The sequence below is a fragment of the Achromobacter pulmonis genome (assembly GCF_021733725.1).
Lineage (GTDB): Bacteria > Pseudomonadota > Gammaproteobacteria > Burkholderiales > Burkholderiaceae_B > Achromobacter > Achromobacter pulmonis.
Window position 1 is genome coordinate 1,936,648 of the sequence record NZ_JAIFOT010000001.1, and the last position, 14,909, is coordinate 1,951,556.

General features: G+C 62.6%; 21 protein-coding genes. 17 read left to right on the forward strand and 4 right to left on the reverse strand.

Features of this window, described 5'->3' with window-relative positions; genetic code table 11:
• Nucleotides 1–19 precede the first annotated feature (19 nt).
• The 17 genes from rpsL (at nt 20) to K2W61_RS08930 (ending at nt 11,254) form a co-directional block, all read left to right on the forward strand.
• Nucleotides 20–397 carry a 30S ribosomal protein S12 gene (gene rpsL / locus K2W61_RS08850; protein ID WP_005017264.1) on the forward strand — a complete coding sequence of 126 codons (378 nt, stop codon included), beginning with the start codon at nt 20–22 and terminating at the stop codon, nt 395–397.
• A 168-nt stretch (nt 398–565) separates the two neighbouring features.
• Nucleotides 566–1,036: a 30S ribosomal protein S7 gene (rpsG, locus tag K2W61_RS08855; protein WP_006389600.1), complete on the forward strand. Its 471-nt coding sequence runs from the start codon at nt 566–568 to the stop codon at nt 1,034–1,036.
• An 18-nt stretch (nt 1,037–1,054) separates the two neighbouring features.
• Complete coding sequence (gene fusA, locus K2W61_RS08860) at nt 1,055–3,157, forward strand: elongation factor G (RefSeq protein ID WP_175133213.1); 2,103 nt, start codon at nt 1,055–1,057, stop codon at nt 3,155–3,157.
• Nucleotides 3,158–3,233: 76 nt separating this feature from the next.
• Complete coding sequence (gene tuf, locus K2W61_RS08865; protein WP_236755450.1) at nt 3,234–4,424, forward strand: elongation factor Tu; 1,191 nt, start codon at nt 3,234–3,236, stop codon at nt 4,422–4,424.
• Nucleotides 4,425–4,496: 72 nt separating this feature from the next.
• The gene (gene rpsJ / locus K2W61_RS08870) at nt 4,497–4,808 is read left to right on the forward strand and encodes a 30S ribosomal protein S10 (protein WP_003806903.1); all 312 of its coding nucleotides are present in this window, start codon (nt 4,497–4,499) and stop codon (nt 4,806–4,808) included.
• A 331-nt stretch (nt 4,809–5,139) separates the two neighbouring features.
• The gene (gene rplC / locus K2W61_RS08875) at nt 5,140–5,829 is read left to right on the forward strand and encodes a 50S ribosomal protein L3 (protein WP_006389604.1); all 690 of its coding nucleotides are present in this window, start codon (nt 5,140–5,142) and stop codon (nt 5,827–5,829) included.
• Between the two features lie 4 nt (nt 5,830–5,833).
• The gene (gene rplD, locus K2W61_RS08880; RefSeq protein ID WP_006389605.1) at nt 5,834–6,451 is read left to right on the forward strand and encodes a 50S ribosomal protein L4; all 618 of its coding nucleotides are present in this window, start codon (nt 5,834–5,836) and stop codon (nt 6,449–6,451) included.
• Nucleotides 6,448–6,744 carry a 50S ribosomal protein L23 gene (gene rplW, locus K2W61_RS08885; RefSeq protein WP_006389606.1) on the forward strand — a complete coding sequence of 99 codons (297 nt, stop codon included), beginning with the start codon at nt 6,448–6,450 and terminating at the stop codon, nt 6,742–6,744. Before rplD ends, rplW begins: the two co-directional genes overlap by 4 nt.
• The gene (rplB, locus tag K2W61_RS08890) at nt 6,745–7,572 is read left to right on the forward strand and encodes a 50S ribosomal protein L2 (protein ID WP_175133212.1); all 828 of its coding nucleotides are present in this window, start codon (nt 6,745–6,747) and stop codon (nt 7,570–7,572) included.
• A gap of 12 nt (nt 7,573–7,584) precedes the next feature.
• Nucleotides 7,585–7,860, forward strand: coding sequence for a 30S ribosomal protein S19 (gene rpsS / locus K2W61_RS08895; RefSeq protein WP_006216555.1), 276 nt, complete (start codon nt 7,585–7,587; stop codon nt 7,858–7,860).
• 3 nt (nt 7,861–7,863) lie between these two features.
• Entirely contained in the window at nt 7,864–8,193 is a 330-nt protein-coding gene (gene rplV / locus K2W61_RS08900; RefSeq protein WP_006227021.1) for a 50S ribosomal protein L22, read from the forward strand.
• Between the two features lie 9 nt (nt 8,194–8,202).
• The gene (gene rpsC / locus K2W61_RS08905) at nt 8,203–8,994 is read left to right on the forward strand and encodes a 30S ribosomal protein S3 (protein WP_006389609.1); all 792 of its coding nucleotides are present in this window, start codon (nt 8,203–8,205) and stop codon (nt 8,992–8,994) included.
• A 2-nt stretch (nt 8,995–8,996) separates the two neighbouring features.
• Entirely contained in the window at nt 8,997–9,413 is a 417-nt protein-coding gene (rplP, locus tag K2W61_RS08910) for a 50S ribosomal protein L16 (RefSeq protein WP_006389610.1), read from the forward strand.
• 13 nt (nt 9,414–9,426) lie between these two features.
• Nucleotides 9,427–9,618, forward strand: a complete 192-nt coding sequence (gene rpmC, locus K2W61_RS08915) for a 50S ribosomal protein L29 (RefSeq protein WP_003806912.1) — start codon at nt 9,427–9,429, stop codon at nt 9,616–9,618.
• Between the two features lie 2 nt (nt 9,619–9,620).
• Nucleotides 9,621–9,902 carry a 30S ribosomal protein S17 gene (gene rpsQ / locus K2W61_RS08920; protein WP_175133211.1) on the forward strand — a complete coding sequence of 94 codons (282 nt, stop codon included), beginning with the start codon at nt 9,621–9,623 and terminating at the stop codon, nt 9,900–9,902.
• A gap of 109 nt (nt 9,903–10,011) precedes the next feature.
• The gene (locus K2W61_RS08925; RefSeq protein ID WP_236755454.1) at nt 10,012–10,551 is read left to right on the forward strand and encodes a hypothetical protein; all 540 of its coding nucleotides are present in this window, start codon (nt 10,012–10,014) and stop codon (nt 10,549–10,551) included.
• A gap of 169 nt (nt 10,552–10,720) precedes the next feature.
• A complete protein-coding gene (locus tag K2W61_RS08930) occupies nt 10,721–11,254 on the forward strand; it encodes a hypothetical protein (RefSeq protein WP_236755455.1) in 534 nt (177 codons plus the stop codon).
• Nucleotides 11,255–11,305: 51 nt separating this feature from the next.
• Here the strand turns inward: K2W61_RS08930 and K2W61_RS08935 are convergent, their stop codons facing one another.
• The 4 genes from K2W61_RS08935 to K2W61_RS08950 are packed head-to-tail and all read right to left on the reverse strand — an operon-like array spanning nt 11,306 to nt 14,908.
• Entirely contained in the window at nt 11,306–12,370 is a 1,065-nt protein-coding gene (locus K2W61_RS08935; protein WP_236755456.1) for a branched-chain amino acid ABC transporter permease, read from the reverse strand.
• A gap of 11 nt (nt 12,371–12,381) precedes the next feature.
• Entirely contained in the window at nt 12,382–13,392 is a 1,011-nt protein-coding gene (locus K2W61_RS08940) for a branched-chain amino acid ABC transporter permease (RefSeq protein WP_175133208.1), read from the reverse strand.
• Nucleotides 13,389–14,141: an ABC transporter ATP-binding protein gene (locus K2W61_RS08945; protein WP_236755457.1), complete on the reverse strand. Its 753-nt coding sequence runs from the start codon at nt 14,139–14,141 to the stop codon at nt 13,389–13,391. The genes K2W61_RS08940 and K2W61_RS08945 overlap by 4 nt, the downstream gene beginning before the upstream one ends.
• On the reverse strand, nt 14,138–14,908 hold the full coding sequence (locus K2W61_RS08950) for an ABC transporter ATP-binding protein (RefSeq protein ID WP_236755458.1): 771 nt from the start codon (nt 14,906–14,908) through the stop codon (nt 14,138–14,140). The genes K2W61_RS08945 and K2W61_RS08950 overlap by 4 nt, the downstream gene beginning before the upstream one ends.
• Nucleotide 14,909 lies beyond the last annotated feature (1 nt).

Genomic DNA, 14,909 nt, shown 5'->3' on the forward strand with positions numbered 1-14,909 from the left:
AAAAGGGATTTCAAAGGTCATGCCTACCATTAGCCAACTCGTGCGCAAGCCGCGCGAAGTCAGCATCATCAAAAGCAAGAGCCCCGCGCTCGAAAACTGCCCGCAACGCCGCGGCGTGTGCACTCGCGTGTACACCACCACCCCCAAGAAGCCGAACTCCGCTCTGCGTAAGGTTGCCAAAGTGCGTCTGACCAACGGTTACGAAGTCATTTCGTACATCGGCGGTGAAGGCCACAACCTGCAAGAGCACTCGGTGGTTCTGGTGCGTGGCGGTCGTGTAAAGGACTTGCCCGGTGTGCGTTATCACATCGTGCGCGGTTCCCTCGACCTGCAAGGCGTCAAGGATCGTAAGCAAGCCCGCTCGAAGTACGGCGCCAAGCGCCCGAAGAAGGCCTGATCACGAATCAGCAGTACCCCCGCGTGGCGGCCATCCGTCATTAGGGAAGTGCAACCGCGCCATCCGCAATGCAAGGGAAGGTGCGCGGCACGTAAGGGGTCGTCTTATTGGACGGCCATGGCCGTGTAACGAAACACGGTTCAACTGAACAGACACAAGGAAGCAACAATGCCCCGTCGTCGCGAAGTACCCAAGCGCGAGATTCTGCCCGATCCCAAGTTCGGCAGCGTCGAACTCGCCAAGTTCATGAACGTCGTCATGCTGGACGGCAAGAAGGCCGTCGCCGAGCGCATCGTCTACGGTGCCCTCGAGCAAGTCGCCACCAAGACCGGCAAGGAGCCGATCGAGGTTTTCAGCCTGGCGATCAACAACATCAAGCCGATCGTCGAAGTCAAGAGCCGCCGCGTTGGCGGTGCCAACTACCAAGTGCCGGTTGAAGTGCGCCCCGTGCGCCGCCTGGCCCTGGCTATGCGTTGGCTCCGTGAAGCCGCCAAGAAGCGTGGCGAAAAGTCGATGGATCTGCGTCTTGCTGGCGAACTGATCGACGCCTCCGAAGGTCGTGGCGCCGCGATGAAGAAGCGCGAAGACACGCACAAGATGGCCGAGGCCAACAAGGCCTTCAGCCATTTCCGCTGGTAATTTAAGGACTAACCCACCATGGCCCGCAAAACCCCGATCGAGCGCTATCGCAACATTGGTATCTCTGCGCACATCGATGCAGGGAAAACCACCACGACCGAACGTATCCTGTTCTACACCGGCGTCAATCACAAGATTGGCGAAGTGCATGATGGCGCCGCCACCATGGACTGGATGGAGCAAGAGCAAGAGCGTGGCATCACCATTACGTCGGCTGCAACGACGGCGTTTTGGCGTGGCATGGCCGGCAACTACCCCGAGCATCGCATCAACATCATCGACACCCCGGGACACGTGGACTTCACCATCGAGGTGGAACGTTCCATGCGCGTCCTGGACGGTGCCTGCATGGTCTACTGCGCGGTGGGTGGTGTTCAGCCCCAGTCCGAAACCGTGTGGCGTCAAGCCAACAAGTACGGCGTGCCGCGTCTGGCGTTCGTCAACAAGATGGACCGTACCGGCGCGAACTTCTTCAAGGTCTATGACCAACTGAAGACGCGTCTGCGCGCGAACCCCGTGCCCATCGTGATCCCCATCGGCGCCGAAGACACGTTCCAAGGCGTGATCGACCTGGTCAAGATGAAGGCGATCATCTGGGACGAGGCCAGCCAAGGCACCAAGTTCGACTACAAGGACATTCCGGCCGAGCTGGAAGGCACCGCCGCCGAATGGCGCGAAAAGCTGGTTGAAGCTGCCGCCGAGTCGTCGGAAGAGCTGATGAACAAGTACCTGGAGTCGGGTACGCTGGACGAGGCCGAGATCAACCTGGCCATTCGTCAACGCACCATCGCTGGCGAAATCCAGCCGATGCTGTGCGGCACCGCCTTCAAGAACAAGGGCGTGCAGCGCATGCTGGACGCGGTCATCGACTACCTGCCTTCGCCCGTGGACATCCCCCCGGTCGACGGCCAGGACGACGAAGGCAACGCCATCAACCGCAATGCCGACGACAACGAGAAGTTCTCGGCGCTGGCATTCAAGCTGATGAGCGATCCGTTCGTCGGCCAGCTGACCTTCGTGCGCGTTTACTCGGGCATCCTGAAGTCGGGCGACACGGTCTACAACCCCATCAAGGGCAAGAAGGAACGTATCGGCCGCATCCTGCAGATGCACGCGAACAACCGCGAGGAAATCAAGGAAGTTCTGGCCGGTGACATCGCCGCCGTGGTGGGCCTGAAGGACGTGACGACCGGCGAAACGCTGTGCGACGTCGATTCGCACATCCTGCTGGAGCGTATGGAGTTCCCCGAGCCCGTGATTTCGCAGGCCGTCGAACCCAAGTCGAAGGCTGACCAGGAAAAGATGGGCCTGGCGCTGTCGCGCCTGGCACAGGAAGATCCGTCGTTCCGCGTGCGCAGCGACGAAGAATCCGGCCAAACCATCATTTCCGGCATGGGCGAGCTGCACCTGGAAATTCTGGTCGACCGCATGAAGCGCGAATTCGGCGTGGAAGCCAACGTCGGCAAGCCGCAAGTGGCCTACCGTGAAACCATCCGCAAGACCTGCGAAGAAGTCGAAGGCAAGTTCGTCAAGCAGTCGGGCGGTCGCGGTCAGTACGGTCACGTGGTCCTGAAGGTCGAACCGCTCCAACCGGGCGGCGGCTACGAGTTCGTCGACGCCATCAAGGGCGGTGTGGTTCCTCGCGAATTCATCCCCGCGGTGGACAAGGGCATCCAGGAAACGCTGCCTGCCGGCATCCTGGCCGGTTACCCGGTCGTGGACGTCAAGGTCACGCTGTTCTTCGGTTCGTACCACGATGTGGACTCGAACGAAAACGCGTTCAAGATGGCCGGCTCGATGGCGTTCAAGGAAGGCATGCGCAAGGCCAGCCCCGTGCTGCTGGAACCGATGATGGCCGTTGAAGTCGAAACGCCTGAAGACTACGCCGGTACCGTGATGGGCGATCTGTCCTCGCGTCGCGGCATGGTCCAGGGCATGGACGACATGGTCGGTGGTGGCAAGACCATCAAGGCTGAAGTTCCGCTGGCCGAGATGTTCGGTTACGCCACGAACCTGCGTTCGCTGACGCAAGGTCGTGCCACGTACACGATGGAATTCAAGCATTACTCCGAGGCCCCCAAGAACGTCGCTGACGAAGTCATCGCCGCTCGGGCCAAGTAAATAACCCTCGCCGCGCCCGCCCACAAGGCGGCGCGGCAAATATCGAAATTTCCTTGAAAGTCAAAGGATAGAGATCATGGCAAAAGGCAAGTTTGAACGTACCAAGCCGCACGTGAACGTGGGTACGATTGGTCACGTTGACCACGGCAAAACGACGTTGACGGCGGCCATCACGACCGTTCTGTCGACCAAGTTCGGTGGCGAAGCCAAGGGCTACGACCAGATCGACGCGGCTCCCGAAGAAAAGGCTCGCGGCATCACGATCAACACGGCGCACGTCGAGTACGAAACGGAAACGCGTCACTACGCGCACGTTGACTGCCCGGGCCACGCTGACTACGTCAAGAACATGATCACGGGCGCGGCGCAGATGGACGGCGCGATCCTGGTTGTGTCGGCCGCTGACGGCCCGATGCCGCAAACGCGTGAACACATCCTGCTGAGCCGCCAGGTTGGCGTGCCGTACATCATCGTCTTCCTGAACAAGGCCGACATGGTTGACGACGCCGAGCTGCTCGAGCTGGTGGAAATGGAAGTTCGCGAACTGCTGAGCAAGTACGACTTCCCGGGCGACGACACCCCGATCGTGAAGGGTTCGGCCAAGCTGGCGCTGGAAGGCGACAAGGGCGAACTGGGCGAGCAAGCGATCCTGTCGCTGGCGCAAGCGCTGGACACCTACATCCCGACGCCCGAGCGTGCCGTTGACGGCGCGTTCCTGATGCCGGTCGAAGACGTGTTCTCGATCTCGGGTCGCGGCACCGTGGTGACCGGCCGTATCGAACGCGGCATCATCAAGGTCGGCGAAGAAATCGAAATCGTCGGTATCGTGCCGACGGTCAAGACGACCTGCACCGGCGTGGAAATGTTCCGCAAGCTGCTGGACCAAGGTCAAGCCGGCGACAACGTGGGCATCCTGCTGCGCGGCACCAAGCGTGAAGACGTCCAGCGCGGCCAGGTTCTGGCCAAGCCGGGCTCGATCACCCCGCACACGGACTTCACGTCCGAGGTGTACATCCTGTCCAAGGAAGAAGGCGGCCGCCACACCCCGTTCTTCAACGGCTACCGTCCCCAGTTCTACTTCCGCACGACGGACGTGACGGGCACGATCGACCTGCCGGCCGACAAGGAAATGGTTCTGCCGGGCGACAACGTGACGATGACCGTCAAGCTGCTGGCCCCGATCGCCATGGAAGAAGGCCTGCGTTTCGCCATCCGTGAAGGCGGTCGTACCGTCGGCGCCGGCGTCGTCGCCAAGATCCTGAAGTAATCCGGATCACCCAAGCAGCACACAACCAGCGGGGGCGCTCGCGCCCTCGCCTCTCGTTCTTTAGGAAACGCCATGAAAAACCAAAAGATCCGTATCCGCTTGAAAGCCTTCGATTACAAGCTGATCGATCAATCGGCCGCTGAAATCGTCGACACCGCCAAGCGCACGGGCGCCGTTGTCCGCGGCCCGGTGCCGCTGCCCACGCGTATCCGTCGTTACGACGTGCTGCGTTCGCCGCACGTCAACAAGACGTCGCGTGACCAGTTCGAAATCCGTACCCATCAGCGCCTGATGGACATCGTTGATCCTACCGACAAGACCGTTGACGCTCTGATGCGTCTGGACCTGCCGGCCGGCGTCGACGTCGAAATCGCGCTGCAGTAAGGCGCTCCCCGGGGCCGCCACCTTCGCCGGCGGGCCCGTGAAAAATGGCCGCAGTCCTTCGGGAGTGCGGCCATTTGTTTTTGCGCCACAGCCAGGCGCGTGGGTGGCGGGGCAGGGCGCTTTTGCTGCTAAGTGCTTGTGCTGCCTGAAAAAAACGTGCTAATATGCCAAGCTTGCCATTTTGTGGCAGGTCTAACTACGGCGAGGCCCATGCGTATCCGAGCTTTCGGGGCGTGCAAGCCACAGCCAGGTTGAACATAGTCGTAGGGCAAAGGCCGTTACCTTTTGCCTGATTAGCCCCGACCAATCGCAGTCGGGAATGGAGAAAACGATGTCGAATTCGACACCCACGCCCGCCGCTCACCGGCTGGGGCTGGTGGGTCGCAAGGTCGGCATGACCCGCATTTTTACCGAGGAAGGTGAATCCATCCCGGTGACCGTGCTGGACGTGTCGAACAACCGCGTGACCCAAGTTAAGTCGCTGGAAACCGACGGCTACGCCGCGATCCAGGTGGCTTATGGCACTCGTCGTGCCTCGCGTGTGCCGCAAGCGCAAACGGGCCACTACGCCAAGGCCGGCGCTGAAGCCGGCAGCATCCTCAAGGAATTCCGCCTCGATCCCGCCCGCGCCGCCGAATTCTCGGCCGGTGCCGTGATCGCCGTGGAATCGGTGTTCGAAGCCGGCCAACAGGTCGACGTCACGGGCACCACGATCGGTAAGGGCTTTGCCGGTACCATCAAGCGCCACAACTTCGGCTCGCAACGCGCCTCGCACGGTAACTCCCGTTCGCACCGCGTTCCCGGCTCGATCGGTCAGGCTCAAGATCCGGGTCGTATTTTCCCGGGTAAGCGCATGGCGGGTCACCTGGGTGATGTCACCCGCACCGTTCAAAACCTCGACGTCGTTCGCGTTGACGTGGAGCGCGGCCTGCTGCTGGTCAAGGGCGCTGTCCCCGGCCACGCTGGTGCCGACATCGTCGTGCGTCCGGCCATCAAGGCCCCGGCCAAGAAGGGAGCGTAAGTAAATGGATCTCAAGCTCCTGAACGACCAAGGTCAGGCCGCGACTTTCAGCGCGCCCGACACGATCTTCGGCCGTGACTTCAACGAAGCGCTGATTCACCAGATCGTGGTGGCCTTCCAGGCCAACGCCCGTGCCGGCAACCGCGCTCAGAAGGATCGCTCGGAAGTCAAGCACTCGACCAAGAAGCCCTGGCGCCAGAAGGGTACCGGCCGCGCTCGCGCCGGTATGACTTCGTCGCCGCTGTGGCGTGGCGGTGGTCGGATTTTCCCGAACTCGCCGGAAGAGAACTTCAGCCAGAAGGTCAACAAGAAGATGTACCGCGCCGGGATCCGTTCGATCCTGTCGCAGCTGGCTCGCGAAGACCGCATCGCCGTCGTCGAATCGTTCGATCTGGAATCGCCCAAGACCAAGGCCGCCGCTGCAAAGCTGAAGAGCCTGGGCCTGGACTCGGTCCTGATCATCACCGACAACGTCGATGAGAATGTTTACCTCGCCACCCGCAACCTGCCGCACGTTGCCGTTGTCGAGCCCCGTTATGCCGATCCGTTGTCGCTGGTCCACTACAAGAAAGTGCTGATCACCAAGCCGGCCATCGCTCAACTCGAGGAGATGCTGGGATGAACGCTGAACGCTTGATGCAAGTCATTCTGGCTCCGATCGTGACCGAAAAGGCCACGTTCGTCGCTGAGAAGAATCAGCAAGTCGCTTTCCGTGTCGTGGCTGACGCTACCAAGCCGGAAATCAAGGCTGCCGTCGAACTGCTCTTCAAGGTGCAGGTCGAGTCCGTGCAGGTCCTCAACCGTAAGGGCAAAGTCAAGCGCTTTGGCCGATTCGTTGGCCGTCGTCGCGACGAGCGCAAGGCCTACGTTTCGCTCAAGGACGGCCAGGAAATCGACTTTGCGGAGGTGAAGTAAATGGCCCTCGTAAAAGTTAAGCCGACTTCGGCTGGCCGTCGTGGCATGGTGAAGGTTGTCAGCCCGAACCTGCACAAGGGTGAGCCCTACGCGCCGCTGCTGGAAAAGAAGACCCGTGGTTCGGGCCGTAACAACAACGGTCACATCACGATCCGCCACCGTGGCGGCGGTCACAAGCAACACTACCGTGTCGTTGACTTCCGTCGTGACAAGGATGGCATCCCCGCGAAGGTCGAGCGTCTGGAATATGACCCGAACCGTACGGCGCACATCGCTCTGCTGTGCTACGCCGACGGCGAGCGTCGCTACATCATCGCTCCGCGCGGCCTGGAAGTGGGCGCCACGTTGATCTCGGGCATCGAAGCCCCGATCCGCGCCGGCAACACGCTGCCGATCCGCAACATCCCGGTGGGTACGACGATTCACTGCGTCGAAATGCTGCCCGGCAAGGGTGCCCAGATGGTCCGTTCGGCCGGCGCTTCCGCCGTCCTGCTGGCCCGCGAAGGCACCTACGCTCAGGTGCGTCTGCGCTCGGGTGAAGTCCGCCGTGTGCATATCGAATGCCGTGCCACCATCGGTGAAGTCGGTAACGAAGAACACAGCCTGCGCCAGATCGGCAAGGCCGGTGCAATGCGTTGGCGCGGTGTCCGCCCGACGGTTCGTGGCGTGGCCATGAACCCGGTCGATCACCCGCACGGTGGCGGCGAAGGCCGTACCGGTGAAGCACGCGAACCGGTCAGCCCGTGGGGCACTCCGGCGAAGGGTTTCAAGACCCGTCGCAACAAGCGGACGAACAATATGATCGTCCAACGGCGCAAGCGCAAGTAAGAGGCGAACACTATGTCACGTTCGATCAAGAAAGGCCCGTTTGTCGATGCTCACCTGATCAAAAAGGTGGACACGGCCGTCGCGGGCAAAGACAAGAAGCCGATCAAGACCTGGTCGCGTCGCTCGACGATCCTGCCCGAGTTCATCGGTCTGACGATCGCTGTGCACAACGGCAAGCAGCATGTTCCCGTTTACATCAACGAGAACATGGTCGGTCACAAGCTGGGCGAGTTCGCGCTGACCCGTACGTTCAAGGGTCACGCCGCGGACAAGAAGGCGAAGAGGTAAGCGATGGAAACTACTGCCATTATCCGTGGGGTTCACATCTCCGCTCAAAAGACGCGTCTGGTTGCGGATCTGATCCGCGGCCAGAAGGTCGGCCGTGCGCTCGAGATCCTCACCTTCTCGCCGAAGAAGGCCGCCGTCATCCTGAAGAAGGCTGTCGAGTCCGCCATCGCCAACGCCGAGCACAACGACGGCGCCGATATCGACGAACTGAAAGTCACCACGATCTTCGTGGACAAGGCTCAGTCGATGAAGCGCTTCTCCGCTCGCGCCAAGGGCCGCGGCAACCGTATCGAGAAGCAGACCTGCCACATCACGGTCAAGGTCGGAGCTTAAGGAGTCACGATGGGTCAGAAAATTCACCCCACTGGGTTCCGTCTCGCGGTCACCCGTAATTGGTCCTCGCGTTGGTTCGCCGACGACAAGGCCTTCGGCAGCATGCTGGCCGAAGACATCCGCGTCCGCGAGTACCTGAAGAAGAAGCTCAAGAGCGCCTCCGTTGGTCGCGTGATCATCGAGCGTCCCGCCAAGAATGCCCGCATCACCGTCTACTCGGCTCGTCCGGGCGTGGTGATCGGCAAGCGCGGCGAAGACATCGAAAGCCTGAAGGCTGATCTGCAGCGCCTGATGGGCGTGCCCGTGCACGTCAACATCGAAGAAATCCGCAAGCCGGAAACCGATGCTCAACTGATCGCCGACTCGATCTCGCAACAGCTCGAGAAGCGCATCATGTTCCGTCGCGCCATGAAGCGCGCGATGCAGAACGCCATGCGTCTGGGTGCCCAAGGCATCAAGATCATGAGCTCGGGCCGTCTGAACGGTATCGAAATTGCCCGCACCGAGTGGTATCGCGAAGGCCGTGTGCCGCTGCACACCCTCAAGGCCAACATCGACTACGGCACCTCCGAAGCCCACACCACGTACGGCGTGATCGGCATCAAGGTCTGGGTCTACAAGGGCGACATGCTGGCCAACGGCGAACTGCCGCCGGAAACCGCCGCCCCGCGTGAAGAAGAACGTCGTCCGCGCCGCGCTCCGCGTGGTGATCGTCCGGACGGTGCTCGCACCGGTCGTCCGGGTGGTCGTGGCCGTGGTCCCCGCAAGGCGGACGCTGCTCCGGCGCCTGAAGGAGAATAACCATGCTGCAACCCTCTCGCAGAAAGTATCGCAAAGAGCAGAAGGGCCGCAACACCGGTCTGGCGACCCGTGGCACCCACGTGTCGTTCGGCGAATTCGGTCTGAAGGCCACCGGCCGTGGCCGTCTGACCGCCCGCCAGATCGAAGCCGCTCGTCGTGCCATCAACCGTCACATCAAGCGCGGCGGCCGCATCTGGATTCGCATTTTCCCGGACAAGCCCATCTCGCAAAAACCTGCCGAAGTCCGTATGGGTAACGGTAAGGGCAACCCGGAGTACTGGGTCGCCGAGATTCAGCCCGGCAAGGTGCTCTACGAAATGGAAGGGGTTAGCGAAGAGCTCGCGCGTGAAGCTTTCCGCCTGGCCGCTGCCAAGTTGCCGATTTCGACCACGTTCGTCGCGCGTCATATCGGTGCTTAAGGAGTACTAAGACATGAAAGCCAGCGAACTCCGTTCGAAAGACGCCGCAGAGCTCGGCAAAGAGCTCGAAAGCCTGCTGAAGGCGCAATTCGGTCTGCGTATGCAGAAGGCCACGCAGCAGCTTGCCAACACCAGCCAGCTGCGTAACGTGCGCCGCGACATCGCGCGCGTGCGTACCTTGCTGACCGAGAAGGCAGGGAAATAAAGATGAGCGAAACTCAAAACACCCAAGTGGCCAAGCGCCAGCGTACGCTGGTCGGCAAGGTCGTCAGCAACAAGATGGACAAGACTGTCGTCGTTCTGGTTGAGCGCCGCGTCAAGCACCCCATCTTCGGCAAGATCATCATGCGTTCCGCGAAGTACAAGGCGCACGATGAATCGAACCAGTACAACGAAGGCGATACGGTTGAAATCGCTGAAGGCCGTCCCATCTCGCGCTCGAAGTCGTGGAGCGTGGTGCGTCTGGTCGAAGCCGCGCGTATCATCTAAGTGAAGATTTCAGAACGGTTCGCCGTTCTGAGGTAAAACGGCAAGGGTTCAGGCCCTTGCCGTTTTTTTTCGTCCGGCAGCTTTATCGCGTCGGGATTCCAAGGACATCATGCACGGTTCCAGTAAGGTGGCGTTGCTCGTGCTGCTATGCATTGGCGGGCAGTTCGCCGTGCCCGCGCGGGCACAGGCGCCGATGCCGGCCAGTGAGATGGCAGGCAGGCGCGCCGGGGCTCCCGGGGTGATGACGCCCGCTCCGGATCCTGCGGCGATCGGCCGCAACGTATTGAATGCGGGACCAGATCCTCGTGTGCGGCTCGATGGCCTGTCTCGCGATCACGCCGCGATCTTCGGTACCCAGGATGAAGACGAACAGGCCTTGCTGGACAATGAACAGGCACTGCAGCAGCAGCGCGACCAGCTCCGCATGCTCGAGCGCCTTTTCATGCAGAGACCGGCGCAGGCGGATCCGCGACCGCCGGCGATGATGCCGTTGAAGAACGGAGCATCCATGAATATGGCGCCCCTTGTGCCCACGCCCTCCGGCTCGCAACTGGCCGGCGGCCAGGCGCAACGCAGCGTCGACCAGATGCAGCGGCGGGTCGACGATCTGCGGCGCGGCGCCGAGGCGCCGAAACCGGCGTCGCGCTAGTTTCTCGGCGCCGCCCGACGGGCGTCGTCAGGAACCTGGCGACGTAGGCATTGAAACCGAACGAAGCAACTGCCGGCAGGCAGTGCTCGTCCTCGGGCTCCGCCCTTGATATAACGGGCGAGGAAGAGCAATCCGCCCTTCAGCATCGACCGGATCGGGAGTCTGACATATGCGTGCATCGCTAAGCAAACTCGGGTTGGCGCGGGTGGCCGTATTGGTTGCCGCGGGGCTGATGGCGTCGACGGCATATGCCTGGGATATCATGCTGAAGGACTGGTCGGTAGAACGGCCAACCTATGACCGGTTGTTCGTGGTGGGCAGCGATGGCCGACTACGCACCGGCCCGAACGTGCGCGACCTGGAAGCGTTGATGCAGAAGGTCTCCGATCAGTCCAAGGCGCTTGACGAACTGCGTGGCAGGAACGACGCCCTGAGCCGCAAGCTGGACGAGCAGGCTCAGAAGATCGCGGACCTGGAGCGCAAACAGGGCGATGGCGGCCGCAGCAGCGACAGCCAGAAAGGAGAGATCGATAAGCTGACGCGCGCGGTCGATAACCAGAAGAATGAACTGGACAAGCTGTCGCGCAGCGTTTCGCAACTGAGCAACTCAGGCAGCGCCGGAGATCGCAAGATTGATGATCTGCAGCGTCGTGTCGATGACGTCAAGCGCAGTGTGGATGACCTGCGCAGCCGCGTGAAGTAGCTTGTCTGCGCGGCCGCGGGTGTGCTCCGTGGGGCGCACCCGCGCGAGCGGCTAGCGTTGCTTCAGTTCCCGCAATCGCCCGGCTACGCCGCTCGGGAAGTAATACACCGACAGCACGAACAGGATGCCCAGCCACAGCAGCCAGCGGTCCGGCTCGAACAGCAGCGCCAGCGGCGCCACGCTGCCGACCGCATCGTGGATCACATGCAGACCGTCCTGCAGGTAGCTTTGCGCGAACACGAACAGGCTGGCGCCGATGACCGCTCCGTACATGGTGCCCATGCCGCCAATCACCACCATCAGCAGAATGTTGAGCATGATCTCGAACGACAGCGAGGTGTCCGGTCCGTTGTAGCGCAGCCAAAGCGCATACAGCGCGCCAGCCAGCGTGGCGAAGGCCGCCGCCAGCAGGTTCGACAGGCTGCGGTAAAGCACGGTGCGATAACCGATGGCCTCGGCGCGAAACGGATTTTCGCGAATGGCCTGCAACACCCTTCCGAATGGCGAGTTGACGATGCGCAGCAGCATCAGGAACAGCACGACGCAGACCGCCGCGATCAGGTAATAAGTGATGATGCGGCCATCGACCGTGATGCCGAAGACAGGCTCGGAGAATGGCCGGAAGGCAGGACGCAGCATTTGCGGCACCTTGAAGCTCAGGCCGTCCTCGCCGCCGGTCAGCTCAGACAGTTGCGACACCAGGGTTTGGAAGGCCGCCGCCACGGCCAATGTGATCATGGCGTAGAAGATGGCGCGCACCCGCAGGCTGGCCAGGCCGATGATCAGCGCGAACACCAGCGATATGGCGAGGCCGGCGGCCGTGCCGGTCAGTACCGCGAGCCAGCCCGCCTCCATGCGCACGCTGGCGATGGCCACGCCATAGGCGCCGATACCGAAGAACATGGTGTGGGCGAAGCTGACGATGCCGGTGTAGCCCAGCAACAGGTCATAGCTGGCGACCAGGATCACGAACACCAGTATCTTGGCCGCCACCGCCAGCGACTTGGGGCCGGGAAACAGGAAAGGCGCGGCGGCGAGCGCGACGGCAATGGCGATCAGCATGACCGCCAGCAGCGCGCTGCGCGGGGTATCGCCGGAAAGCAGGCGGAAGGACATGGAGGCGATTCCTAGCGATTCGTGACCGGGTACACACCCTGGGGACGCCATAGCAGAATGGCGACCATCAGCGCGATGTTCGAGAACAGCGCCGCTTTGGGCATCAGGAAGCCGGTGTAGTTGGCCATCAACCCGACCAGCAGCGCGCCGATCAGGCAGCCCACCGTCGAACCCAGGCCGCCGATCATGATGACGATGAAGATCAGCACGTTCACCTGGGCCCCCAGCTGCGGCACGATGGACTGCTGGTATAGTCCCCACAACACGCCGCCCAGCCCGGCCAGCATCGAGCCGGCCACGAATACGCCGACGAACAGGTGGCGGATGCGATAGCCCAGGCTTTCGACCATCTCGCGGTCCTCGACCCCGGCCCGGATCAACAGGCCGAGTTTGGTGCGGTTGAGCAGCCACAGCATGCCGCCCAGCACCGCCACGCCCACCACCAGCGCGACGATGCGGAACTTCTCGATGGCGGCGTCGCCCACCAGCAGCGCGCCGCGCAACGCCTCGGGCAGGGGCAGCGACAGCGTCTGCGGACCCCACAGCATCTTGATGATCTCTTCACCGATGATCATGCCGCCCATGGTGATGAGAATCTGCTTGAGGTGCTGCCCGTAGACCGGCCGCACGATCACGCGTTCGAACGCCACACCCACCGCGCCGGCCACCAGCATGCCGACGATCATGGCCGGCAGCACCGCCGCCAGGTTGAGCCACAGGCTGCCGGACTGGGTCCAGTCGGACATCGAGCCGAGCACCGTGGCCGCCATGTAGGCGCCGATGGCGATGAACAAACCGTGGCCGAAGTTCAACACGTCCATCAGGCCGAACACCAGCGTCATGCCAGAGGCAACGATGAAGATGATCATGCCCATCGCCAGGCCGGCGAAGGTCAGCGTCATCCAGGTCGAGAACGAGCCGATCAGTGGCAAGGCGATGGCGGCCAGCCCCAGTACCAGCATCACCGGACGCAGGTCGGCGCGGGTCTGCGGCAGCGGCGTATCGAGATCGGCGGCGCTCATTGGTGCGCTCCCAGCGACAGGCCCAGCAGGCGCGTCTGCAGCGCGTCGTCCTGCGCCAGGTCGGCCATGCCGCCAGCGTGCACCACGCGGCCGTTGTCCATGACGGCGACGTGGTCGCCCACCTGGCGCGCGAAGTTGAAGTTCTGCTCCACCAGCAGAATGGTGGTGGCGGCCTGCTTGAGTTCGATGAAGGCGTCGATCATGTTCTGGATGATGGCGGGCGCCAGGCCCTTGCTGGGTTCGTCGACCAGCAGCAGGCGGCGTGGTTCGATGATGGCGCGAGCAACGGCCAGCATCTGCTTCTGGCCGCCCGACAGCTTACCGGCGGGGTACAGCCAGAATTTCCGCAGCGCGGGGAAGAAGCCGAAGATCCATTCCAGCCGCGCGGTGTCCAACTGCGCGGCGCTGCGCGCCTGGCGCGCGGCCAGCAGGATGTTCTCTTTGACTGACAGGTCGGCGAAGATGCCCATGTTCTCTGGCACATAGGCGATGCCCAGGCGCGCCATATCCGGCGGCGAGGTGCGCACACCGGGGCCGCCGACCGCGGCGCTGTCGAAGCCGATATGGCCCTGCGTCGCTTTCCACAGGCCCATGATGGTGCGCAGCGTAGTGGTCTTGCCGGCGCCGTTGCGGCCCAGCAGCATGGTGACGCCCGCGGCCGGCACGGACAGGTCCACACCGTGCAGTATGTGATACGCGCCGATGTGCGTGTGCACATCCTTCAGTTCCAACAAGGCTGCCGCGCTCATGTCGTTTTCTCCGGCAGGGCGGCGCCCAGATAGGCCTGCTGCACGATCGGCGAGGCGATCACCTCGGCCGGATCGCCGTCCGCCATCAGCTCGCCGTTGTGCAGCACCACGATGCGGTCCGCCAGTTCACGCACCACGTCCATCTTGTGTTCCACCAGCAGAATGGTCTTGGACCGATCGGTCTTGATTTCGCGGATCAGGTCCAGCACCACGGGCACGTCGTCCACGCTCATGCCGGCAGTGGGCTCGTCGAACATGAAGACCTGCGGCTCCAGCGCGATCAACATGGCGATCTCGAGCTTGCGCTGGTCGCCATGGGGCAGGTCGGCGGCGGCCTGGTCGCGGCAGGAGGTGAGCCGGGTGCGTTCCAGCAGGGCGTCGGCGCGCGCCAGCAGCGCGCGATCGTCGTCCCAGGTACGCCAGAAGCGGATCTGACGCCAACTCAGGCCTTGCTGGCGCGATTGCAGCGCCAGCCGGACATTCTCGCGCACCGACAGCCGCGGGAACAGCTGGGTCAGCTGGAAGGCGCGGCCAAGACCGGCATGCATGCGGGCCGGCGCCGACAGGCCGGTCAGGTCGCGGCCGTCCAGGTGCACCGATCCGGCGCTGGCACGCAGCTGGCCCGAGATCAGGTTGAAGTAAGTGGTCTTGCCCGCGCCGTTGGGCCCGACGATGGCCGTCAGGGTGCCCGGGGCGAAGCGGCAGCTCACCGCGTTGACAGCCACATGGCCGCCGAAGCGGATCGTGAGCGATTGGGTTTCCAGCATG

Excerpts from the sequence above, each read along its gene's own strand:
- rpsL (WP_005017264.1), top strand. The coding sequence starts at position 20 with ATGCCTACCATTAGCCAACTCGTGCGCAAGCCGCGCGAAGTCAGCATC.
- rpsG (WP_006389600.1), top strand. The coding sequence starts at position 566 with ATGCCCCGTCGTCGCGAAGTACCCAAGCGCGAGATTCTGCCCGATCCC.
- fusA (WP_175133213.1), top strand. The coding sequence starts at position 1,055 with ATGGCCCGCAAAACCCCGATCGAGCGCTATCGCAACATTGGTATCTCT.
- tuf (WP_236755450.1), top strand. The coding sequence starts at position 3,234 with ATGGCAAAAGGCAAGTTTGAACGTACCAAGCCGCACGTGAACGTGGGT.
- rpsJ (WP_003806903.1), top strand. The coding sequence starts at position 4,497 with ATGAAAAACCAAAAGATCCGTATCCGCTTGAAAGCCTTCGATTACAAG.
- rplC (WP_006389604.1), top strand. The coding sequence starts at position 5,140 with ATGTCGAATTCGACACCCACGCCCGCCGCTCACCGGCTGGGGCTGGTG.
- rplD (WP_006389605.1), top strand. The coding sequence starts at position 5,834 with ATGGATCTCAAGCTCCTGAACGACCAAGGTCAGGCCGCGACTTTCAGC.
- rplW (WP_006389606.1), top strand. The coding sequence starts at position 6,448 with ATGAACGCTGAACGCTTGATGCAAGTCATTCTGGCTCCGATCGTGACC.
- rplB (WP_175133212.1), top strand. The coding sequence starts at position 6,745 with ATGGCCCTCGTAAAAGTTAAGCCGACTTCGGCTGGCCGTCGTGGCATG.
- rpsS (WP_006216555.1), top strand. The coding sequence starts at position 7,585 with ATGTCACGTTCGATCAAGAAAGGCCCGTTTGTCGATGCTCACCTGATC.
- rplV (WP_006227021.1), top strand. The coding sequence starts at position 7,864 with ATGGAAACTACTGCCATTATCCGTGGGGTTCACATCTCCGCTCAAAAG.
- rpsC (WP_006389609.1), top strand. The coding sequence starts at position 8,203 with ATGGGTCAGAAAATTCACCCCACTGGGTTCCGTCTCGCGGTCACCCGT.
- rplP (WP_006389610.1), top strand. The coding sequence starts at position 8,997 with ATGCTGCAACCCTCTCGCAGAAAGTATCGCAAAGAGCAGAAGGGCCGC.
- rpmC (WP_003806912.1), top strand. The coding sequence starts at position 9,427 with ATGAAAGCCAGCGAACTCCGTTCGAAAGACGCCGCAGAGCTCGGCAAA.
- rpsQ (WP_175133211.1), top strand. The coding sequence starts at position 9,621 with ATGAGCGAAACTCAAAACACCCAAGTGGCCAAGCGCCAGCGTACGCTG.
- K2W61_RS08925 (WP_236755454.1), top strand. The coding sequence starts at position 10,012 with ATGCACGGTTCCAGTAAGGTGGCGTTGCTCGTGCTGCTATGCATTGGC.
- K2W61_RS08930 (WP_236755455.1), top strand. The coding sequence starts at position 10,721 with ATGCGTGCATCGCTAAGCAAACTCGGGTTGGCGCGGGTGGCCGTATTG.
- K2W61_RS08935 (WP_236755456.1), bottom strand. The coding sequence starts at position 12,370 with ATGTCCTTCCGCCTGCTTTCCGGCGATACCCCGCGCAGCGCGCTGCTG.
- K2W61_RS08940 (WP_175133208.1), bottom strand. The coding sequence starts at position 13,392 with ATGAGCGCCGCCGATCTCGATACGCCGCTGCCGCAGACCCGCGCCGAC.
- K2W61_RS08945 (WP_236755457.1), bottom strand. The coding sequence starts at position 14,141 with ATGAGCGCGGCAGCCTTGTTGGAACTGAAGGATGTGCACACGCACATC.
- K2W61_RS08950 (WP_236755458.1), bottom strand. The coding sequence starts at position 14,908 with ATGCTGGAAACCCAATCGCTCACGATCCGCTTCGGCGGCCATGTGGCT.